19 protein-coding genes are annotated in these 23,273 nt (G+C 36.8%); 2 read left to right on the top strand and 17 right to left on the bottom strand.

Features of this window, described 5'->3' with window-relative positions; all coding sequences use genetic code 11:
• Window positions 1–91: 91 nt before the first annotated feature.
• On the bottom strand, window positions 92–2,308 hold the full coding sequence (gene nrdD, locus BQ5371_RS04055) for an anaerobic ribonucleoside-triphosphate reductase (protein ID WP_071132641.1): 2,217 nt from the start codon (window positions 2,306–2,308) through the stop codon (window positions 92–94).
• 267 nt (window positions 2,309–2,575) lie between these two features.
• Here nrdD and BQ5371_RS04050 point away from each other — a divergent pair, with 267 nt between their 5' ends.
• Window positions 2,576–3,796 carry an iron-containing alcohol dehydrogenase gene (locus tag BQ5371_RS04050; RefSeq protein ID WP_331462935.1) on the top strand — a complete coding sequence of 407 codons (1,221 nt, stop codon included), beginning with the start codon at window positions 2,576–2,578 and terminating at the stop codon, window positions 3,794–3,796.
• 75 nt (window positions 3,797–3,871) lie between these two features.
• Here BQ5371_RS04050 and BQ5371_RS04045 read toward each other — a convergent pair whose 3' ends face one another.
• From BQ5371_RS04045 to BQ5371_RS04005, 9 genes are all read right to left on the bottom strand, one after another.
• On the bottom strand, window positions 3,872–4,879 hold the full coding sequence (locus BQ5371_RS04045) for a chorismate synthase (RefSeq protein ID WP_071132640.1): 1,008 nt from the start codon (window positions 4,877–4,879) through the stop codon (window positions 3,872–3,874).
• 2 nt (window positions 4,880–4,881) lie between these two features.
• On the bottom strand, window positions 4,882–6,279 hold the full coding sequence (locus tag BQ5371_RS04040; protein ID WP_071132639.1) for a 3-phosphoshikimate 1-carboxyvinyltransferase: 1,398 nt from the start codon (window positions 6,277–6,279) through the stop codon (window positions 4,882–4,884).
• A gap of 1 nt (window position 6,280) precedes the next feature.
• Window positions 6,281–7,324, bottom strand: coding sequence for a 3-dehydroquinate synthase (gene aroB, locus BQ5371_RS04035; RefSeq protein WP_159428256.1), 1,044 nt, complete (start codon window positions 7,322–7,324; stop codon window positions 6,281–6,283).
• Entirely contained in the window at window positions 7,317–9,161 is a 1,845-nt protein-coding gene (locus BQ5371_RS04030; protein WP_071132637.1) for an SEL1-like repeat protein, read from the bottom strand. The genes aroB and BQ5371_RS04030 overlap by 8 nt, the downstream gene beginning before the upstream one ends.
• Window positions 9,162–9,249: 88 nt before the next feature.
• Window positions 9,250–10,554, bottom strand: a complete 1,305-nt coding sequence (locus BQ5371_RS04025) for an LCP family protein (protein WP_071132636.1) — start codon at window positions 10,552–10,554, stop codon at window positions 9,250–9,252.
• A 75-nt stretch (window positions 10,555–10,629) separates the two neighbouring features.
• Entirely contained in the window at window positions 10,630–11,160 is a 531-nt protein-coding gene (gene hpf / locus BQ5371_RS04020; protein WP_071132635.1) for a ribosome hibernation-promoting factor, HPF/YfiA family, read from the bottom strand.
• A 255-nt stretch (window positions 11,161–11,415) separates the two neighbouring features.
• Entirely contained in the window at window positions 11,416–12,225 is an 810-nt protein-coding gene (locus tag BQ5371_RS04015; protein ID WP_071132634.1) for a ComF family protein, read from the bottom strand.
• Window positions 12,207–14,462, bottom strand: coding sequence for an SF1B family DNA helicase RecD2 (recD2, locus tag BQ5371_RS04010; RefSeq protein ID WP_071132633.1), 2,256 nt, complete (start codon window positions 14,460–14,462; stop codon window positions 12,207–12,209). Before recD2 ends, BQ5371_RS04015 begins: the two co-directional genes overlap by 19 nt.
• 9 nt (window positions 14,463–14,471) lie before the next feature.
• Window positions 14,472–15,431 (bottom strand): 3'-5' exoribonuclease YhaM family protein, encoded by a 960-nt coding sequence (locus BQ5371_RS04005; RefSeq protein WP_071132632.1) that lies wholly within the window; start codon window positions 15,429–15,431, stop codon window positions 14,472–14,474.
• Window positions 15,432–15,719: 288 nt separating this feature from the next.
• On the opposite strand from BQ5371_RS04005, the gene nadE reads away from it, so the two are divergent.
• Window positions 15,720–16,451, top strand: coding sequence for an NAD(+) synthase (gene nadE, locus BQ5371_RS04000; protein WP_071132631.1), 732 nt, complete (start codon window positions 15,720–15,722; stop codon window positions 16,449–16,451).
• Between the two features lie 81 nt (window positions 16,452–16,532).
• Here the strand turns inward: nadE and BQ5371_RS03995 are convergent, their stop codons facing one another.
• From BQ5371_RS03995 to BQ5371_RS03970, 7 genes are all read right to left on the bottom strand, one after another.
• A complete protein-coding gene (locus BQ5371_RS03995; protein ID WP_071132630.1) occupies window positions 16,533–16,841 on the bottom strand; it encodes a YerC/YecD family TrpR-related protein in 309 nt (102 codons plus the stop codon).
• A 77-nt stretch (window positions 16,842–16,918) separates the two neighbouring features.
• Window positions 16,919–17,479: a manganese efflux pump MntP gene (locus BQ5371_RS03990; protein WP_071132629.1), complete on the bottom strand. Its 561-nt coding sequence runs from the start codon at window positions 17,477–17,479 to the stop codon at window positions 16,919–16,921.
• Entirely contained in the window at window positions 17,476–17,955 is a 480-nt protein-coding gene (locus tag BQ5371_RS06860) for a threonine/serine exporter family protein (RefSeq protein WP_083377421.1), read from the bottom strand. The genes BQ5371_RS03990 and BQ5371_RS06860 overlap by 4 nt, the downstream gene beginning before the upstream one ends.
• Window position 17,956: 1 nt before the next feature.
• Window positions 17,957–18,742 carry a threonine/serine exporter family protein gene (locus tag BQ5371_RS06855; protein WP_159428255.1) on the bottom strand — a complete coding sequence of 262 codons (786 nt, stop codon included), beginning with the start codon at window positions 18,740–18,742 and terminating at the stop codon, window positions 17,957–17,959.
• Window positions 18,743–19,001: 259 nt separating this feature from the next.
• Window positions 19,002–21,023 (bottom strand): Cna B-type domain-containing protein, encoded by a 2,022-nt coding sequence (locus tag BQ5371_RS03980; RefSeq protein WP_071132628.1) that lies wholly within the window; start codon window positions 21,021–21,023, stop codon window positions 19,002–19,004.
• Window positions 21,024–21,090: 67 nt separating this feature from the next.
• Window positions 21,091–22,047, bottom strand: a complete 957-nt coding sequence (locus BQ5371_RS03975; RefSeq protein WP_071132627.1) for a TIGR03943 family putative permease subunit — start codon at window positions 22,045–22,047, stop codon at window positions 21,091–21,093.
• On the bottom strand, window positions 22,040–23,224 hold the full coding sequence (locus BQ5371_RS03970; protein WP_071132626.1) for a CobW family GTP-binding protein: 1,185 nt from the start codon (window positions 23,222–23,224) through the stop codon (window positions 22,040–22,042). The genes BQ5371_RS03975 and BQ5371_RS03970 overlap by 8 nt, the downstream gene beginning before the upstream one ends.
• Window positions 23,225–23,273 lie beyond the last annotated feature (49 nt).

The following is a 23,273-nucleotide window of genomic DNA, read 5'->3' as shown; positions in this document are numbered from 1 at the left end:
TTCTGCAACTATTTATCATTCCCGCACTCTCTATGCAAAAGACCATCTCCGATATTCGGAAATGGTCTAAATCTTTATTCAAATTTGAATACTATAAGTGCATTACTCTGTCCTTTATTTCTTGTGTTCTTCCCTGATTCCAGAATTGCGTACCTATATATCCGCAAGTTCTTCTAGCTACAGACATTTGGTTTTGATCACGGTTACCGCAATGTGGACATTCCCATACAAGTTTTCCATCTTTATCCTCAACAATCTTGAGCTCTCCGTCATACCCGCAGGCAGCACAGTAATCGCTCTTGGTATTTAACTCCGCATACATGATATTATTATATATGTATTTCATGACATTGAGAACGGCTGCAGTATTGTCCTGCATATCCGGAACTTCTACATAACTTATTGCACCGCCCGGGCTAAGTGCCTGAAAATCCGCCTCAAATTTGAGCTTGTCAAAGGCATCTATCTCTTCCTCAACATGAACATGATAGCTATTTGTGATATAACTCTTATCTGTTACATGAGGAATAATTCCGAACCTTCTCTGTAAGGATTTTGCAAATTTATATGTTGTGCTTTCCATAGGAGTTCCATAAACTGAGTAGCTTATATTCTCAGCATTTCTCCATTCCTTGCACTTATCATTTAACCTCTGCATAACCTTGATTGAAAATTCTCTACCCTCTTCGGTAGTATGGCTCTTTCCAAGCATACGCCAGCACATCTCACAGAGGCCTGCATATCCTAGAGAAATCGTCGAGTAATTTCCGTAGAGAAGCTTGTCAATGACCTCACCTTTCTTGAGGCGAGCGAGAGCTCCATATTGCCATAGCACAGGAGCAACATCACTTCTTGTTCCAAGAAGTCTTTCATGTCTTACCCTGAGTGCTCTATGACAAAGCTCAAGCCTATCATCTAGAAGTCTCCAGAACCTATCCATATTTCCATCTGATGAGCAGGCAACATCTACAAGATTTATTGTAACAACCCCCTGATTAAATCTTCCATAATATGTGTGCTTTCCCTCTTGATAGTTTCCTGCATTAGAGATATTTCCATCGTTACAAAGACCCTCTGCATTATCCGCACTGTCAGGTGTTAAAAATGAGCGACAACCCATGCAGGTATAGACATCTCCGCCTTTTAGCTCTTTCATCACCTTTGCACTTATATAATCCGGCACCATTCTCTTTGCTGTGCACATTGCAGCCAGCTCGGTAACATGCCAATATTTTGATGTTTCGCTTATATTATCTTCATCTAGTACATATATGAGCTTTGGAAATGCCGGTGTTATCCAGACTCCTTTTTCATTTTTCACTCCACGCATTCTCTGCCTTAGAACTTCTTCAATGCAGATTGCAAGGTCCTCTCTCGTCCTTCCCTCCGGTGCCTCATCTAGATACATAAACATAGTTACAAAAGGTGCCTGTCCATTACAAGTCATGAGAGTTATAAGCTGGTACTGAATAGTCTGTATTCCGCTCTTAATCTCCTCCATAAGGCGTCTTTCGGTTATCTCATCTATGATTTTTTCTTCAAGAGACTCACAAAGAGCCTTTCTTTCCTCGATTACAAGTCCTTTTATCTTTTTTCTGCTTACATCTACGAATGGAGCGAGGTGAGCAAGAGAAAAGCTCTGACCGCCATACTGGTTAGATGCAACCTGTGCGATAATCTGAGTCGTTATATTACAAGCTGTGTAAAAGCTGTGAGGCTTCTCTATCATCGTCTCGCTTATAACGGTGCCATTCTGGAGCATATCCTCTAAATTAATTAAATCACAGTTGTGCTCCCTCTGTGCAAAATAATCTGCATCGTGGAAGTGGATAATTCCCTGCTCATGAGCATTTATAACCTCCTCAGGCAGTAGAAGTCTTCTTGTCAAGTCCCTGCTGACCTCTCCAGCCATATAATCTCTCTGAGTTGAATTTATAACCGGATTCTTGTTGGAATTTTCCTGCTTTGCTTCCTCATTATCATCATTAATAAGCGACAAAATCTTGTCATCAGTAGTATTAGCCTGACGAACAAGTGACCTCGTATATCTATATGTTATATATGCCTTTGCAACTTCAAACGCTCCATGAGCCATAATCTGTTGCTCAACCATATCCTGTATTTCTTCAACCGCTGGAGATCTGCCCAGCTCATCACAAGCGAGCCTAACGCTGTCAGAAATTCTCTGAATCTGAACCTTCGTCATTCTCACATTTTCCGCAACGGATTCATTTGCCTTTGTGATAGCATCTATTATCTTCTGAAGATTAAATTCAACCTCAGAACCATTCCTCTTTATTACATTCATGATATTCTTACCTCTCTAGCATTTAATACAATATCTTGTATTCGGTACTGGCAATTATACCCATATATATTGTGTTTGTCAATTCAAAATTGAGCATTTGACAAAATATTTTTTCTTAATTAGAATTTAAATGTAGCTTAGATATAAATTAGATATAGCATAGATTTAAATAGATATAAATTATATATAAACTATATATAAATTAGATGTAAAATAGACATAAAGCTACGAATTTTATTTAAATTTTGTTTAAAAAAGGAGCAAAATATGATTAATAACTTCAATTATTATACCCCTACAAAAATCGTTTTCGGTGATAATACTGTGTGTAAAATCGGAAGCCTTGCAAGTTCATTTGGTGCAAAGAAAGTTCTTATTCACTATGGAAGTCCTAGGGCTATCAAAAGCGGTCTTATGGACTCTGTAAAAAATAGCCTCGAAGATTTTAACATAAATTATGTTTTGCTTGGCGGAGTTGTTCCAAATCCAAGACTTGAGTTGGTTTATCAGGGAATAGATATAGCGAAAAAAGAAAATGTAGATATGATAATTGCCGTCGGCGGTGGAAGCGTCATTGATTCTGCCAAGGCGATCGCCTATGGAGCAAAGTATGATGGAGATGTGTGGGATTTTTATTTGAAAAAATCTTCGCCAAAGGAGGCTCTACCAGTTGGAGTAATTCTTACAATGGCAGCTACCGGAAGTGAAATGAGTAATTCATCTGTAATATCTAATGACGAAACAAAGGAAAAGCTCGGATGTAATAGCGACATATCAAGACCCGCTTTCAGTATTCTTGACCCGTCACTCACTCTTACTCTTCCCGCATATCAAACTGCTGCCGGTTGTGTAGATATACTGATGCACACCTTTGAAAGATATTTTACCTCGAAGGGCAATATGCTTCTCACCGATGAGATTGCAGAAGGTCTTATGCGAACAGTCATAGATTGCAGTATAAAGCTTAAAGAAAATCCTAAGGACCTTGACGCAAGAGGAGAAATCCTTTGGGCAGGAAGTCTTTCACACAACGGTCTTACCGGCTGCGGAAATGCAGGAAATGATTTTGCTACTCACAAGCTTGAGCATGAGCTTTCAGCAAAATTTGATGTGACTCACGGTGCGGGTCTAGCAGCACTTTGGGGAAGCTGGGCAAGATATGTCATTGACATATGTCCTGAAAGATTCTATAGGTTTGCGACTAAGGTTATGAATATATCTTCATATAATGGGGATATTAGCAAAGAAGATATTAGCAAGGAAGAAATGAAAAAGCTTGGGCTCCTCGGCATAGAGGCTACGGAAGATTTTTTCAAAAGCATCGATATGCCTACATCGTTAAAAGAGCTTGTTCCATCAATAAAGATAGGCGACCTCGAAGATATGGCAGACAGATGTTCTAATATCTCAGGAGGTCATATTGGCTCCTGCAAAATTCTAGGTAGAGAGGATATGCTTTCCATATATAAAATGGCTTTTGATAGATAGGTTCCTTGACGCCTATTTGATAGCACATTAGAACCTATCGAGAGCCTATTAGAGCCTGTTATTGACTATAAGAGTCTAGCTGTGATTGGCAATTTTTTCTCTCATGAAATCTGCGATAACAATTGCAACTCCTGCTTCAATGCAAGGTAGTACCCTTGGTACTATGCAGGGATCATGTCTTCCTTTTATTTCGATAATTGTATTTTCTTTGCTCTTATATTCAATGGTATTTTGCCTAAGAGCAATAGACGGAGTTGGCTTTATTGCCACTTGAAAAATAATATCCATGCCGGTCGTTATTCCCCCGAGGATTCCGCCGGCATTATTTGTCTTTGTCCTGACTTCATCATTCTCATCATAATAAAATTCGTCATTCATCTCGCTACCTTTTAGCCTAGCTGATTCAAATCCTGCACCGAACTCTATGCCTTTGACTGCAGGAATGCCGAAAATAATCTTAGATATTTGGTTTTCAATCCCGTCAAAGATTGGATCGCCATATCCTGCGGGAACGCCTTTGACAACGCACCTAACTATTCCGCCCACCGAATCCTTGCTTTTTACCGCTTTTTCAATTACTTCGTCGAATTTATTATTTTTACCGCCAATTTCAACTATCTCTGTAAAAATTTCTATTCCTATTTTGCTAAGTGCCTGTATTAAGATGCCTCCTGCAACGCATAGTGGTGCTGTCAATCTTCCAGAGTTATGACCACCTCCGCTAAAGTCCTCAAACCCCTTGTGTTTGATATGCGAAGTATAATCAGCATGACCGGGGCGAGGTCTATCAGAAACTATATTGTAGTCAGCCCTATTTATATCCTGATTATAGATAATTGCTGTGATAGGTGTTCCGCAAGTTATTCCATCCTTTATTCCAGATATAAACGAGGGAATATCGGCTTCCTTTCTGCTCGATGTGAGACTAGTCTTTCCCGGTGCTCTTCTCCCAAGAAATTCAATAAGCTCAGCCATATCAATAGATATTCCAGCAGGTATTCCGTCAATTGTAACTCCTATAGCAGAGGAATGTGACTCTCCAAATATTGAAATGATAATATTCTTTCCTATTATTGATGACATTTTTACCTCCACTCTATATTGGTATCCAAGCTTAGCCTTTTTAATTCAGATTTAAACTCAGGATACGACTTATTTATTGCTTCAGAATTTTCAATTATGACCTTGCCTTTACAAACAAGTGACATGAGAGCAGCAAGCATAACAATCCTGTGGTCATCATATGATTTAACACTAGCTCCCCTAAGCCTTTTCGCTCCATAGATAATAAGCCCGTCGCTTGTTTCTTCTATATCAATGCCGAGCTTGAATAAAATATCGCAAATTGTTTCTATCCTGTCGCTTTCCTTTAATCTAAGTCTTGAAGCATTTGTAATCAAGGTCGTTCCGTCGTTAAGACTTGCTATCCCTGATAAAATCGGAATTATATCAGGATTGTCTCTTGCATCTATAACGCTGTCACCACCAAGATATATCTTTCCATCTTCACCTATCTTCACAAATTTCTCTAGTAAATTCATTATTTTTTTATCAGGCTGATTGGATTTAAAATCAAGTCCATTGATTTTAATTGGAAATTTTAGAAGGTCATAAATTGAAAAATCTCTGCCAGCACCCCTCTCAATGCTTAGTAAGAGGTTGATAGCAATCCAAATGCTTCCATTTGACCAGTCGCCCTCAACAGCATACTGATTAGGGAAAGCATATCTCTCTCCACCTCTCACCTCATATCCAGATTTATTCTTTTTCACATGAATGCCGGATTTTTCTAGAGCTGAAATCGTCATTTCTACATATCCTGAAGATTCTAAATGACCCTTTATTATTATATTTCCACCATTTTCTGTTAGGGGCAGAGCAAATAAGAGACCACTTATAAATTGCGAGCTGATATTTCCATCAATTTCAAAATTCCCACCTTTGAGTCTGCCCTGTGTTTTTACCTCGCCCTCTCTTATAGCAAATCTTATTCCTTTTTCTTCAAGCGTTTCTATGAGAGGTTCTATCGGTCTTTTCCTTCCTTCATATCTTATGACAGCATCTAAGCCGAGGGCAGATACGATTGGAATTAGAAATCTCAGGTTAGCACCACTTTTTTTGCAATTTAAAATTATTGGAGCTTCTCTAAAATCACTCTCATTGAAGTCTTTCTCAAGGCATATACCTAGGCTTTCTGCGATGCACTTTTTAAGGCACTCTCTAAGGCATCCCCTCAGTGCTAGTACATCTTCCGAGCTTCCGAGATTTAAAATTCTTTCTTCAGCTTTTTTAACTCCGGCTTCATATTTTAGTCTAAATTCATTTTTTAATCCGGATTTATTTTTTAGTCTAAATTCGTTTTCATCAATTAATGCTTGAGCTTTATTATTAATATCTTGTATTTCCGATAGATATGAGCATATCAATGCTCTTTCTCCGTCTGACTTTGATGGGCAAATATTTATGCTTTTATTATCCTGCAATTTATATCTCCCTCCTATTCATCGCTTCTCTTAGGCAATTATCAAATTCTTCGAGCGGCATGCTTACGATCTTGCATCTTCCTATCTCTTCTATAAGAATCAGTGAGATTTCATCATTTCTGACCTTTTTATCATTTCTAACAGCCTTTGATATTTCCTCAGCAGAAAAAGGCATTTCCTGATTGAATTTACATTTCTTTAAGGTGTTTTTGATAGCATCACTTGTATCTTTAATGCAATAATTCATCATTTCTGATATGTCTGAAATAACAGATAGTCCCTTGGCTACTGCCTCTCCATGACTTATCTTATAACCGCTTAATTTTTCTATAGCATGACCTATTGTGTGCCCTAAATTAAGAATTTGACGCCGTCCTTCATCATGAAAATCTGTAGAAATTATCTCCATCTTTAGTTCAGAGCAGGTCTTAATCAGAGTTGAAATATGGTTTAAATCCATATTGTAAAGGGGCTCCGACACTTTTTTAAAAAGTTCCTCTCCTGATATAATTCCCATCTTTATCATTTCAGCATGACCATTGTGCAATTCTTTCATAGGAAGCGTGCTTAGGAAGTTTGCATCTTGCAAGATGATTTCCGGCATATAAAATGCTCCTGCAAGATTTTTTCCGCTCTCAAGGTTAATCCCCGTTTTTCCTCCTACCGAAGAATCGACCATGGAAAGCACCGTCGTAGGTATTTGAAATAATTTTACTCCCCTGAGATAGGTTGCCGAAACAAAGCCTGCTAGATCTCCAGTGACTCCACCACCTAGAGCGATTATCGAATCGCTTCTTCCTAGCTTATTTTGTGCTAAAAATTCGAGGATTTTAATATAGGTATCTACGGACTTTGATTTTTCACCCACCTTAAATTTATATCCAATTATGCTAAAGCCGGCAGTATCAAGACTTTGCCGGCACCTTTCATAATATAAATCATATACATTTTCATCGCTTATAATAGCAACCTTACCGCCAGTTTGAAAGCGTGAAACTATACTACCTATTTCATCTAATGACGAGCTTAATAATATATTACTCATCTTCTTCATTATTTCCTAATTTTATTTCCGCTTCATCTTCGGATTGTATTTCTTCCTTTTCTTCAAAATTTATCTCATTATTATTTTCGTTTTTGTTTTCATTATTGTTTAAATTATTGTTTTCATTATTATTTGAAATTTCAAATTTTCCTTCTTCTGTATCTCTTTTATCTTCAGACTTTATTTCTACGCTTGCCTCATCGGCTTTTATTTCTTCGCTGTCCTTTTCTTTTGCTTCGACCCTTGCCCTAGGCTCTCCCTGCTCATTTCCAATATTAAGCATCGAAGTAATACCAAGCTTTCTAACCACTTCCACTGCCTTTAGGTATCCTAGCTTTGACGAAGCGAGATATAGCTCTTTTGCCTTATTTAAGTCAACATCAACCCCGTCACCTATATCATAGATTACAGCCAAATTGTATAAAGCTCTTGGGTCCTTTGCCTCAGCAGCTTTCTCATACCAGCTGATCGCCTTAGCTGAATCATGTGGCACTATAACGCCTTCATCATAAATGAGTCCAAGTGCAAACCAAGCGTGAACATAGCCTTGCTCAGCAGCGAGCTTGTACAATTTCAATGCACTTTCTCCATCTTTTGGAACTCCTCTACCCTCGTGGAACATCAAACCGAGGTTATATTGTGCCTTTGCATATCCCTGAGATGAAGCCTTCTCATACCACCTCGCAGCCTCCTCATAATTCTGCTCGACTCCATCACCTCTGTCATACATCAGACCTATATTGTATTCTGCATCTATATTTCCTCTTTCAGCCGCATACATCAGCCATTCTCTAGCCTTTGCATAATCTTTATCAATTCCCTTTCCTAGGAGATATATTGTGCCTAGGTTGTACGCAGCATTGACGCTTCCCTGATTTGCAGCTTTTTCATACCAACTAAGGGCTTTTTCTATATCTGGCTTTACGCTCTCTCCCTTATAATACATCAGAGCGAGGTTAAACTGTGCATTCACCTGATTCATTAGGGCAGCCCTTCTAAAATATGAAAATGCCTTGTCATAATCCCTTTCGTAACCTTCACCCGTGTAATAGCTCCAGCCAAGTTCAAATTGCTTATCAGCATCGTGGATATTTGCAAGCTCTCTTTCATCTTCAATATACTTCATAAATGTCGCTGCTACCTTATTACCGCCCTCTGCACTTTTTCTGAACCAGTCGTAGGCAACTCCTGCATCTTTGGGAAGTCCAAAGCCGTAATAATAGCAAAGCCCCATGTCGCACTGCGAAATAACATCATTCTCAGCTTTTTTCTTGAAGCTTTCTGCCATCGTCTTCATATCCATAACCATTTTCAGAAATTCCGGAGAAGCTCCAACTCCTTCCTTAGCTATTTCATCTAAATGATCATAGGCGATATATTCCTCGCTGATATTTCTTAGATATTCTTCTGTTATCTCTCCCATCGCACGGTTCATCAAATCATTTTGCTTATTATTTAGCTCAACGCAGTCATCAGGATCGGCTTTCTGACCTTTTATAGCATAGTAGCAAATAGCATATACCCTGCCCGCCATAAATGAACCCTCTTTGAGGTTGATATTATATCCGCAAATAGGTGGATCCATTATTATCTTTTCAATTTTTTCCGTGATTGTTTCATCTTCATCAGAAATTGCAGCTACTACATCTTCTTCAACAGTTAGGCAGTAGTTCTCCCTTATCTCTCTATATAAAAGCTCTCTTTCCTGTTCGTTATATATACCTCTACGGCTTTTTTCCATCCATTCTCTTGCATCTGCCTTATACTGATCTATATTTGCTTGTGAGCAATCCATTATCAGCTTAATCAGCTTTTCTTTCTTTGAAAATCCGAACACTTTTTTAAACCTCCCTGCAAGCTTTTAACTTATATCGTCTAGCAGTGTCACTTATTATCTTTATTTCTTATCTTATTATTTTTTCTATTTATTTTTTCTTCTTGTTAGCCTTAGCTTTTTCCTTAGGTGTCATCACATGGTCGGTTACTGTAATCTCGCCTTCAATCTTTTCCTTTGCCTTTTCATCAAAGGCGTCGTACATGACCGTCCTAATATTGGCATTTGCCGTCTTTACGCTCTTTTCATCCGGAGCCATTACATATAACTCCTGCGATCCCGAAGTATATGTCGCCTTATTACTATCATGACCAGTAAGACCATACTTTTCTATTGTCCATTTTGGCATTTCATCAAGTTGTTTCTTTGCAATTGATTTTATCTCATCCTCGCTCATATTAGTTCGCATATAATCACCTAGGACTGATAAAATTTTGTTATATCTCCCAAGAAGAGTCCTGCTACTTGTCATCTTCTCTATTACCGCATCAAGAACAAGCTGCTGATTTCTAATCCTCTGATTATCTCCTTTTTCAAAAGACTGCCTTTCTCTTGCAAAAGCAAGTGCAAGTCCGCCATCAAGATGGTTAATTCCTTTATTAAAATGATGTCGTCCGGTCGGATCGTGTTCATATAGAGTTTCAAATTCAACCTCTGAATTAACATCTATCCCTCCAATTGCATCTATTAACACCTGGACAGTTGAAAAATTCAATTTTAGATAGTAGTTAATCTTTATATCAAGCAAATTCTCTATAGAAGAAATACCTGTGTCAACCCCGTACATTCCTGTATGCGTCAGTTTATCCTTCGCATTATCATATTCAACTAGACTTATTTCATAATCTCTAGGAATAGAAGTCATCAAAACTCTGTGGTTTCTAGGGTTTACTGTAACAACCATGTTAACATCTGAACGACCTTTTTCGCTGTCAATGGTTCCATCAAAGTCCATGCCTGAAATATATATGTTAAACGGTTTATCTGTTACATTTACCGAATATTCGCTTTTACCCTCGGATAGCTTATCTATAAAACGGTTTGTTCCCATAGAATAAACAGAGCCAAGAGAAAATAAAATGATTAAAATTGAACTCAAAACGGTAGCAAATATTTTAGACTTCTTATTTATATTCATAAAGAAAAGCTGGGCAAAAACTATTATGCTTATCAGTCCCAATATTACAACTGTTAATAATAATATTTTCGCCGGCAGAACATTGACAATTACTAGGCAAATTTCAAATATCATAAGTACTAGTAAGTATACAATTGCCCAAATTCTTGTAAAATTTTTAAATCCAAACTTTTTTTTACCATTTTTTTTATTTTTTATTTTAGATGCCAACTCTTTATCCTTATTAATATCTTTATTTTTTTTTAGCTTACTACCCATCTATTTAATAACTCTCCTCGAAAATTAATAAAGGGTCTAATAATAGACCCTAAATTATTGCATCACTAACAAAACCTATCTTCTTGTTTCAATTATGCCATATTCATTATTTTTTCTCTTATATACGACATTGACATTATCTGTATCCATATCATGATATACGAAAAAATTATGTCCTAACATCTCCATTTGAAGTATTGCTTCCTCTTCATCCATTGGCTGAAGGTCGAAAACCTTCCTCTTAGCAATTACTATCTCTTCATCTTCTTCGCTATCATCCGGAATAAATTCAAACTTAAGTGCCTTATTGCCTTTATATCTAGTCTCAAGCTTGCCCTTAAATTTAGACATTTGATTGCTTAACTTATCAAGCACAACATCTATAGCATCATAGACATTGTCATTAATATCTTCTGCCCTAAAGAGCATATTTTTGCCATTAATTGTTGCCTCAAGTTTTGTCTGATCCTTGAACTTAGAAATTACAACATTTGTCCTTATTTCTTCATCTTGAAAAAACTTGCCGAGCTTGCCAAATTTTTTCTCGATATTTTCTTCGAGTCTATCACTCACCTTATAATTCTTAGCTAAAATATTTATCTTCATCTTTAAGCCTCCCTCCGCCGAAATAATCGACTAAGTTTTACATATTATACCATAAGTAATATTTTTTTATATCAAAAATATAAAACTGTATCTAATTATATCTTTTAATTTTTTCATCCATATTTGTCATTCTTATGCAACCTATTCTTATAACCTCTTTGCAATAACTCGCTTACTATAAATCAATTTCGATAACTCAATTTCAATAACTCATTTAAAATGATCTGTTTTATAAAGCTTATTCTTCTTTAAAGCTTATTCTTCTTCTTTTAAAACATCTGCACCTGACGCAAAGGTCAAAATGTCTACTTTTGATGGCTTCACATTCCTTAGCAATCTAGAAATTTCGTCCAAGGTTGCTCCTGTCGTATAAATATCATCTATCAACAGAATTCTTTTTCCTCTAAGTTCCTCTGCATATCTAGTCAGTCTAAATGCTCCATTAATATTTTCTTTTCTCTCCACGGGTTTAAGGCCTCTCATCGGAGCTGAGTCTTTTACCCTTTGAATATAATATTCTCGGCATCTTATATTTTGATGTTTTGCAAATTCTCTTGCTATCAGAGTCGCCTGATTAAATCCTCGCTTCTTCCTCTTATCTTTAAACATAGGCACCGGCAAGGCAATATCGTAATCACTATATCCATCCTTAGAATCCCCTTGCAACTTCCTCTCTTTTATCACATGGGATTTGCTCTCTTTTATCATAAGCATCTTATCGCTCATCATCTCTGCAATTGATTTTGCAATATCCGTTCTTCCTCCATATTTAAGTGATAAGACAATGCTTCTTGCGTGCTCGTTATACTCGCAGATAGTAAAGCCTCTGTCAAATTCATGTTCATTTTCCCTGCAATTAAAACAGATTTCAGAGGGATTAATGCTAGAAAGCAATTTTCCGCATTTTTTGCAAGTTCTTCCATTTGACCATTTTATCTCTTCATTACATTTATCACAGAGCCGGTATACCCTGGATTCATCTATAATCTTATTACAACAAATGCAATATAAAGAGCTTGGATATGCTAGATCGAGCAATTCTTTTCCTAGCTCAAGAAATCCCATACCGAATCACCAAGCCTTTCAGCAAGTCCTGTATATCTTTCATCAACCCTATTATTATCGATCATTCCTCTCAATATGTATTCGCTTCCAATGAGTATTACAAGATTTTTTCCCCTTGTTACTCCTGTATATAAGAGGTTTCTAGTCATGAGCATTGGGGCAGTATTTGCTATAGGCATAATTATTGCCTTAAATTCACTACCCTGACTTTTATGCACAGTAATTGCATATGCGTGCTCTATTTCGTCAAGGTTTTCATTTGTATATGTAACTATCTTGCCATCGTAATCAACGGTAAACTCATCATATGTGTTATCAATGGAAACTATTACTCCCATATCTCCATTGAATATTCCGCTTCCCTCGCCAAGCTCACCAGATTTCAAACCTCCTCTTTCTTTCCACTCAATATCGTAGTCATTTACAATCTGCATGACCCTATCTCCCTCACGAAAGACCTTGTTGCCATACTTCTTCTCATTTTTATTCTCATCCCTTGGATTTAACACATTTTGAAGAACAAGATTAAGGTTGTGCGTTCCAAGAACGCCCTTTTTCGTCGGTGTGAGTACCTGAATATCCCTCCACGACTCGATAAAATCATAATATCTCTCAAGTCTCTTGCTATTTAACTCTGATATGAGTTTAACGATGCTCTCTTTTGACCTGTCATTTATCATGAAAAAGTCACTATCTCTTGAAGCATATTCCGGATATTCACCATCATTTATCATATGTGCATTTACTATGATATTGCTCTCCTTTGCCTGCCTAAAAATCTCTTTTAGCTTTGTTGTATGAACCGCTTCGCTTTTTATCATATCCCTGAGAACATTTCCTGCACCAACGCTAGGAAGCTGATCTGAATCGCCTACAAAGATTACCCTAGCTCCGTCCTTTATTGCTTTCAATAAGCCTTCCATTAAGAGAATATCTATCATCGAGGCTTCATCGACAATAATCGCTTCTTCATCAAGCGGGTTATCTTCATTCCTAGTAAATCTTACGCTATTGTCGTCGGTAAAAACATATCCGAGCATTCTATGAACTGTCATAGCTGAAAATCCCGATGTTTCGGTTATTCTCTTGGCTGCCCTTCCTGTTGGAGCTGATATTGCGGTCTTTATTCCTATCTCTTTAAAAATAGAGGCAATGAAATTAATTATCGTCGTCTTTCCTGTGCCGGGGCCTCCCGTTATAATACATATATTATTTGTCAAAGCATCGTAGATCGCTCTATGTTGCTCTTTAGAAAGTTCAATCTGCTCATCTCGGCTTCTATATGAATTTTTCTTCCTCTCCATTTCATTGATGTAAACATCTAAATCTCGAATCGGTAGTTCCTTAGCTTTCGCTGAGAGAATTCTATTTATATCAAAGGCAACCCTAGCTTCTGAAGCGTAATATCCATATAGATATATTGCTTTTATTCCGCCCACCTCTGCAGTCTTTATCTCTCCGCAAAAAGCCATGCTAATAAGCACATCTTCAATATTTTCACTGCTTACCTCAAGAAGTGAGCAAGCTTTTTCTATCACAATATCCCTTGGAACAAAGGTGCTACCACTAGCTGCAAAATTTATTAGAACATATTTGATTCCGCTCGATACTCTAAACTCACTATTTTTATCAATTCCAATTTTTTCAGCAATTGCGTCTGCACCTCTAAAGCTTATTCCTCTGATGTCTTCCGCCAAGGCATATGGATTTTCTTCAATTATGTCAAGTGCGTCATTCCCATATTCTGAATAAATTCTGACCGCCTGACTTGTTGTAATACCATATTCCCTAAGTGAAAATGAAATCTGTGCAAACTCTCTTCCTTCGTTATAAGAATTTAATATCTTCTCTAATGTTTTCTCCCCAATGCCATGTATTTCAAGAAAACGCTCCGGTTCATTTTCGAGTATTTCTAGTGAGCTTATGCCAAATTTATCAACTATCAAATCAGCTGTCTTATATCCAATTCCCTTAATAGTTCCTGATGACAAAAAAGCCCTTATGCCATCGCTGTCGGACGGTAAAATTTCCTCATATTCGCTTACTACAAATTGCTCGCCATATTTAGAATGAACCTTAAAAGACCCTGTAATCCGGTATCTAAGACCCTCGGCAGGTGCATGAAAATTACCGGTAATGGTAAATTCCTCATCATTGGTCTCAAATCCCGCAACGGTATATCCATTATCCTTATTATTGAAAATTATTCTAGTCAGTTCGCCTTCTTTTATTTGCATTTTCTAATCTTAAAACTTTTTCTTATAAATCCTTCTATTGTCGAGCGTCCATATCTTCTCACCAAACTTACCTTCTTCAGTCATCATAAGGCTTTCTTCCATATCGAACATCTTTGCATCTATATTATCTAAGTGATGGAGCATTTCAGCCTCTGGGAAAAGCGGTCTTTTGGGACTTCCAAATTCTGGTTCGTAGTGGTGAGATAAAATCATATGCTCAAGAAGTATCATCTTCTCATAACCAATGCCAAGCTCCATAGAACGATTGTGAACCATTCTAACTCCTTGAACTATATGCCCTATCATCTGCCCCTCAAAGCTGTAGCCGGGCGAAATCCCATTCTCATCTGACTCAATCTCATTTAATTTTTCTATATCATGAATTGCTATGCCTGCGAGCAGTAAATCTCTATTAAGATTTGTATAAACTTCGCACATCTTAATTCCCGCCTTTAACATTCTCTTGATATGCCAAAGAAGTCCAGCGTATTCAGCATGGTGGTTGCTCATAGCAGCGGGATAATACATAATTTTCTCCCTATTATCTTCATAAATAGACTTGCAAAGCTTTTTTAACTCCTCATCTTCAAAATCGTCTATTGTGCTAAGAATAAATTCATACATGTCTTTAGGATTTTCGGGTGCAGCCTTTATAAAATCTCGCTTATTAATCTCATCAGATTCATTTGCAAATCTAATCTTCATTATCTTAAGCTGTTTGGTATCACGCCACTCGGTAACCTCTGCTTTTATCTTCATAATTTTTCCGGCAACAAGCTTTGATATTTCATCGCTACCCATCTGCTCAATATCCCATTTCTTACCATTTACCTCACCTGTCATATCAGATAAGGTAATATCGAGATACCTCTTGCCATTTCTGTCTTGCTTTATGTCAAAACTCTTTATCATAAAGAAGTCTGTTATCTCAGAAGAAACTTCCAAATCTTTTACAAATAATTTTTTCATAACCAATCCTTTTTATATAAATAAGCGACGCTTTTCTTCCTTTGATTATAGCATATATAAAGCTTTGCGGTAAATAATTGCCCTCATGCTCGTTGCGAGATTCCCTAGGCTGTGATAGAATTTTGGTGTATATACTAAACCTAAATTGGTGAAAATATTAAACTTGTTGCACAATTAAAATCTAAATATAAATTTAAGATAAATCCTTAATCAAAACTAATGTTTGGTTGGGATGAACATTTAGTTTATTGTTTAAATAAAAATCTTAAGATACTGGTGGAGGGACTTATGAATTTTGATGCAAAGGACGCAACAGTTAAGACTGTGGAATGGATTAGAAATTGGTTTGATAAGAATGGCAAGGGCTGTAATGCTATTGTTGGTATAAGCGGAGGTAAAGACAGCTCTATAGCTGCTGCAATCTGTGCTCATGCTCTTGGTAAAGAAAGAGTCATCGGAGTAATGATGCCAAATGGCGAGCAATCCGACATTGATATGGCAAGACTTTTGATAAATCACCTAGGAATCAAGAGTTATACGGTTAATATCGGGAAAACTTTTGATGCACTTGTCAAAGAAATTGAAGATGCTCATGGTAAGTTAAGCAATGATTCAATAATCAATCTCCCTCCAAGGCTTAGAATGTCAACTCTATATGCTATAGCACAGAGTAACAATGGGAGAGTTGTAAATACCTGTAATCTCTCTGAGGACTGGGTCGGTTATTCGACAAGATATGGTGATTCAGTTGGGGATTTCAGTCCTCTTTCTTCATTTACAACGGCAGAAATAAGGGCAATTGGAAGATTCTTAAACCTTCCAGCGGTTCTCATTGACAAGGTTCCTTCAGATGGTCTATCAGGTAAAACAGATGAGGATAAACTCGGGTTTACCTATGAAGTCCTAGACAAATACATAAGAACCGGCGAGATTGAAGATTTAAAAACAAAAGAAAGAATAGACTTCCTCCACGAGAAAAATCTATTCAAGCTTCGTTATATGGATCACTATGTATATTAAAAACAAACAACCAAGAAGTGATTAAAAAGTCAAATTAACAGATAAACAGATAAACAGATAAACGAATAACCAGTAGCCAAGCTACTGGTTATCTTTCATTCTATCGAGAACCAAGTTATATCCCCCATCTCCATACATGAGGCATTTGTTTACTCTGCTTATAGTTGCGGAACTGGAACCTGTCGTGCCGCAAATCTCATTAAACACCTTGCCATCGCTGAGCATCTTTGCAACATGAAGCCTCTGTGACATATCTTGAATTTCCTTTATTGTGCAAACATCATCAAGGAAGATTTCAACCTCTTTTTCCGTCTTTAGAGTAAGAAATGCCTTGCACAAATCTTTTTTATATTCCTTAAACTGTTTTTTCTTATCGATGTTATTATCCATATTCACCTCTCAGTTTTTTACCATATTCTAACGATTTATCGTGCTAAAGTCAATTTCATTCTTGCCTGCAAATTTTTTTAAAAAGCAATTATGCCAAGGTGTTCCAGTAAAATCTTAAGCCCGAGAACTATTAGAATTATTCCACCTATCATCTCCGAGACCTTTCCATATCTTTTTCCAATTAGATTGCCCAGCATAACACCTACGCACGATATTATGGCTGTAATAATTCCTATAATCGATGATGCGAGAGCTATATTAACATCTAAAAAGGCAAGGGTTACTCCAACTGCAAGTGCATCTATTGATGTTGCAAGTGCCATTATTATCATTCCTTTGAAACCGAAATCTGCCGATACTTCCTTTTCATCTCTAGATTCCCTTATCATGGAAATTCCAATAAAAGCGAGCAATGCAAAGGCAATCCAGTGGTCATAATCAGAAATTAAATCAGTAAAACTCTTGCCCGCAAAATATCCTATAATTGGCATAAGTGCCTGAAATATACCAAAATATAGACCGCAGGTAATTCCATGTCCAATCTTTAACTCTTTTACCGATATTCCCTTACAAACAGAAACTGCAAAGGCATCCATTGCTAGGACAGTTGCAAGTAATACTATTTCGACAATGCTCATTTCTTTCTATTTCCCCACGAAAATATGAAAATATATTTATTAAAAGCCTCAACTATTGTAAAGCCAAATGCCATAGCAAGGCAGGTTATAATCAAAATTATGGCATTATTCTTAAATCCCGCGATGTCACCAATTACAATATCATACATCATGTAATATAGATTAGCTCCCGGAATTAGTGGAAATGCAGATGTTGCAAGAAATACGGTCGCAGGAGCTTTGTTAACTCTCGCCATAATCTGAGCATATATGGCCACTGATAGTGATGCTGATATGGCAGCTATAAATTTCGCCCTATTATAATTTTCAATTTCTAAATTGTTAAATACTAAAACATATATTCCCCATGTAATAAATGCTCCTAATGCGGAAAAAAATAAATTTTTGCCCCTAAGTTTAAATAAGATGCCGAAGCCAAGTGTGCCTATGGTTGCCGTTATAAGCTGTAGCCATATGTTTGATGCAAGTGTTGCCATGCTATAGCACCCCCTTAGCTAATAATATAGGAATCGCTATTCCTGTTGCTATTCCTATTGCACCGAGGACTGCATTAACAACATTTATCATTCCTGACATAATATCCTTGTTAATCATGTCCCTCATTCCATTCACTACGCCAATTCCGGATACCATGAGCATAACGACTCCAATTGTTATAGCATCTATATTTTTGGCAATGCCAATTTTATATAAAAAGATTATGACAAGTTCTGCAATAAATGCCAGCCCAAAATTATATAGCATAGGATTGCTTTTTTCTTCAGAAATCTTATTGCTTAGAAAAATTATTGCGAGGGAAACGATTGCAGCAGAAAAGGCATCAAAAATTCCTCCTCCAAAGAAGATAGCAAAAGCCGTGCCTCCTAATATTCCTCCTATATACCTATATATCTTATTTCCGTCAGCTTCTTTGACAATATCATCATATCTCTTTCTAAGTTCAGCTCCACTCGGTATATTATTACAAGCATACCTCGATAAATTATTCAATTTATCAAGCATTGTAAAATCGTTGCTGATGTGCTCTATATTTCTTATCTGTGTATGAATATTGCCCTCAGTAAGTTCTATTGTGACCTGAATATTGGAAGGTAAGGCAAAAATATCATATCTTATAAAGCCATAGCTTTTGCACATACGAAACAAGCTATCCTCAACCCTAGAGCACTCGGCACCGCATTTCATCATTTCAGCACCTATATCCAAGATTGTCTGCACTAATTTTTTATCTATATTTACTTCTTTATTATTTGCCTCAGCCATTATCTTTTCTTCCATTTTTTATTATGCATTAATATATCCTAAATTATATTATGTATTGATATATCTTAATCTGATATATCTTAATCGCATCGTGCTTACATAAACTTGTCTAAAAAATTCATTAATATAGTAACATACCTAATTAGCGTACTCAATCAAATATAAAAATCCCACTCTACTAAAAATTAGCAAAGTGGGTAAAATGATTGTTATTTTAATTTTAAATTAACCAATATGACTTATAAATTTTATTTTAAATTTATTTTGTCTTTAATTTTTTAATAATAAGTGCAATAAATGCTACGAGCGATAAAATGCCAATTAGTGCAAATTGCATTATGCTATCCATATCTCCCGTCTTGATTGAATTAGCATTGTCTTTCTTATTAGATACATCCGGTTTATTTTGCTTATCCGGATTTTCCGTTATTTTCTCCTTGGTATTGGTAATTAGATAATTGTATTCTACATCATCGGTTGCCGGAAGTTGCTCAATATTTGATTTAAATCCTTTTAAATTGCTAATCTCCTTAACTTCATAGCTAAATTTCAAAGTTTCACCATTGACTATTCCCATTGATGGTAAATCTGTAAAATCGTATGACCAATTACCCTTTTTATTAAGTTTTACCTTTTCAAGCTCATAAATTCCGCCTTTTTCATCTTTTCTTATAAGCTGAACTTCTACTTCTTTAGGCAATTTCTTGGTAATTTCCTTGCCATTCTCGTCAATCCATTTCTTGTCTACCTTGCATTTTATATCAAGGTCTTCTCCAAAGTCTATATCTGAACCGCTGACAATCGCTCCACCAGTGCCCGCAATATTACCGATAAATATCAGATCCGCTGAATCTTTATGAAGCTCATACCAGTCCTTATCAGAAAGCAAGCTTCCCTTTAACATCAGCTCATTTTTTCTATTGCTATAAGCATCACGCTCTAATGGAGTATCTCCCTCCTTATACAAGGCTCCTCTTTTATCATTATACCAGCTCAGCTTATTACCCATAAAAGTTCTCTCAGGAAGTGTGAACTTATCATATAGAGGTGTCTGTTCGCCCTGATTATCATCAAATTTAAATTTTGCAAGTCTTATATCGCTTGAATTTGCTGATGCTCCATCCTTATAAATTGAATTATCCGAAATTGCAACTCCGAATGTAGAATGATTTCTTATTTTACCATTTTCACCAAGGTATAAGCCTCCTGCTTGAATTGCCTTATTGTCTTTCATAAGAACATTCTTTAATTTTAACAGTGGCATATATTCCCCTATGTAGTCAAGTCCACCACCAGCAACTCCTGCTTTGTTTTCGGAAAATAGCCCTGACACCAAATTAATCTGGTCATTTCGTAGAAATTTATTTAAGTCTAGGGCAAGTCCTCCTCCGTAGAGCTGTGCCTTATTTTTTGAAATAATATTGTCCTCAAGGGTTACTCTTAAATTATTATTCAATCTTGGATTTACATCATACCCCTTAATCTGTATTCCGCCTCCTACGGACCAATTCCTATTTTGATATAATTTTTCTGACTTAACTTCGTTGCTCGTGACTTCATTTCCTCTTATTATAAGCTCTCCAAGCCCATAATAATTTATAGCTCCACCCCATACATTATAAGTCTCAGTTATGTTGGAATTTTTAAGTATCTCCGCTTTATTATTTATAAACCTGCTATTTATTATCTCGCATTTTGCATCTTTACCTAGGTGGAAAATATCTACCGCACCACCACTTTTTAGAGCTCTATTATCGTGGAAATAACAGCCAACTATCTTTAGTGTTTCATTATTAACATTCTGTTTTCTCAGGACAGAGCCTTTGTTTTCAGCCTTAATATCGAAAGCTTCAATGCCGTCCATAACCAAATTAGCCTTGGTAACCTTAATCCCTGCTGAGGTAAAACCGTTTCCGTCTAAATCTTTTGCGGTAAGCTTACCATTTTTTATAGTAAAATTTCCTTTTGTATCTATTAAAAATGCGTAGTCTTTTTCATCTGACAAGGCGGAAGTTATGGTATTTCCATTTAAATTTAGAGTAAGATTTTTTTCTGCAGGAACCCTAATCTGATTTTTAATTTCTATACTTTCCTTTAGTTCAAGAATATCTCCTGCTCCCGCAGCTTGAAATGCTTCTTCAAGCGTATTATACGAATTATTACCTATTTTAACTATTCCCTCGCCGGCAAAGGTTTTTGTCAGATTAAATAATAGGGTCATTGTAATCATTAACAAAAATGTTACGAGGATTGCCGGCAATCTATTTTTTATGCTTTTCATAAATTCCTCCTTGAATTTTTGTTAATTATATATAACCCCCCCCCAATTTTGTCAATCGCATTTTTTACTAAAAAGTCGCAACCTCAGGCTCGAGCGGGTCAACTTTTTTTACATGGGTGCAGTGAAAAACCGGTCCTTTTTCACGATAGGCATCGCTAAATTCATTTTTTATCTTAGCCTTAATTTCAACCCAATCACCAACCTTATACTTATAATCTTCTTTCCAATATGCTGCGAGCCCCGCAAATTGAATATCCTCAATACAGCAGGTCATTACATGGCGACCGAAGGCAAATTCTCCGCGAGGCATCTGCTCGACAAGTGCTACCCTACCTGTAACTATCACTTTCTTTCCCTCATAATCAAGAGGATTCTCATTAATATCCCTGTACCATTCCGCATAATATTCAGGTTTAATCTCTATAATCTGAGCATTTTTATCAAATGGAAGAGGATCTTCTATTATATCCGGCTCTACATCGTCAGGTCCATATTCATAAACAATTTGAACTTTACGGCTGGCAATTCTGACCTCCTTATGAAAAGCATTTTTATCAAATTCTCCACGGACACATCTGTTAAAAACAAGTAAGTCCGGTGTCTTCATCTTATCAAAGGTCTGTTGCCTCATGTTTTTATTGAAGATTTCAAAGGTCGTAGCATCGATAAAACAGAGTTCCTGTGCAATTATCCAGTTGGGTGGAAGAACTCTAAAGAGCGACTCAAGTAGCCACATACCGTTGTATTCAATAATTACATCGTCTATATTATGCCTAACTGCAAGACTTGAAAGAAGTGCCTTGCTTAACTCTTTCTCATCTTCAATCATTTCGATGATAACATTATCACTTGTGAACTTAGCTGGGGCATATTCTATATCTCCGTCCTCGCACACCAAAAGCAGTGTCCTTTTATCCGAATTATCCTCAGGACTTTCCAGCACGCTCTGAATGAATGTCGTCTTTCCCGAATCCAGAAATCCTGTAAATAAATAAACCGGTATTTCTCTAAGTTCGTTATTCATCACAGCCCTCCAGACTGAACAATTGTCTTGTCTCCTTTTCTTTAAGGTCAACTCCAATAACGCATATCATTCCCGTAACCTCTGCAGATCCATCTCTAATATCTGCCTCTCCCGGAACATAGTCAAAATGTAGCCATCTTCCATCTTCACCTTTTACTATGCCTTTAGCCCTTATTACCATTCCGTACTTAGAATCGTCCTCTATCTCGTCAAGGGCTTTTTTAATTTGCTCTAAAGTAAATGCTTTTGCAGTTTCAATTCCTACAGTGCTAAATACTTCATCGGCATCATGTCCATGTTCGTGATTGTGGTCATGCCCGCAGCCACAATTGTCGTCATGATGGTGATGGTCGTGGTGATGTTCGTGCTCGTGCTCATGGTGATGGTCGTGGTGCTGGTGATTATGTTCGTGGTCGTGGTCATGTTCACCGTGCTCGTGATGATGTCCATGGTCGTGGTCATGTTGATCCTCATTTTCATGGTCGTGCTCACCGTGATGATGGTCATGGTCGTGCTCGTGATGGTGAACGAGAGGTTCTTCTCTAAGCTTATTAATTATAAAGTCTAAGCTCTTTTTCTGCTCCATGGCTTCCAAAATATCTTTCCCATCAAGGTCTTCCCAATCTGTAGTTATTATGGAAGCTTCTTTGTTAAGCTCCCTAAGCATATCGACTACATCGTCAATCTTTTCTGCTGAAAGTTCAGATGTATGAGAAAGAATAATTGCACCGGCATTCTCAACCTGATTTTCAAAAAACTCACCGAAGTTCTTTAGATATTTCCTAGCTTTTTTCGCATCTACAACGCAGGCAAAACTATTTAATAAAATATCATCATTTCCAAGGCTTTTTACAGCAAGAATAACATCTGAAAGTTTTCCAACACCGGACGGTTCGATCACTATTATGTCCGGCTTATATTCTCTCATTACCTCATCTAAGGCTTTTGCAAAATCACCTGCAAGAGTACAGCAAATACAGCCCGCCGTTATTTCATTTATCGTAACACCTGTGTCCTTTAGAAATCCTGTATCAACACCAATTTCCCCAAATTCATTCTCAATTATTATTATCTTCTTATCTCCATATGCTTCTTTTATGAGCTTCCTTATGAGCGTCGTCTTTCCTGCACCAAGAAAGCCCGAAATTATATCTACCTTTGTTCTTTTTTCTGTCATCTCTTCCTCCTGTAAATTTCATTCTTCTTTGTTCTATAATATACATCAA

Origin of the sequence: Alterileibacterium massiliense, assembly GCF_900104645.1 — a bacterium.
GTDB lineage: Bacteria > Bacillota > Clostridia > Peptostreptococcales > Anaerovoracaceae > Alterileibacterium > Alterileibacterium massiliense.
This window is presented reverse-complemented; position numbering and strand designations above follow the sequence as displayed.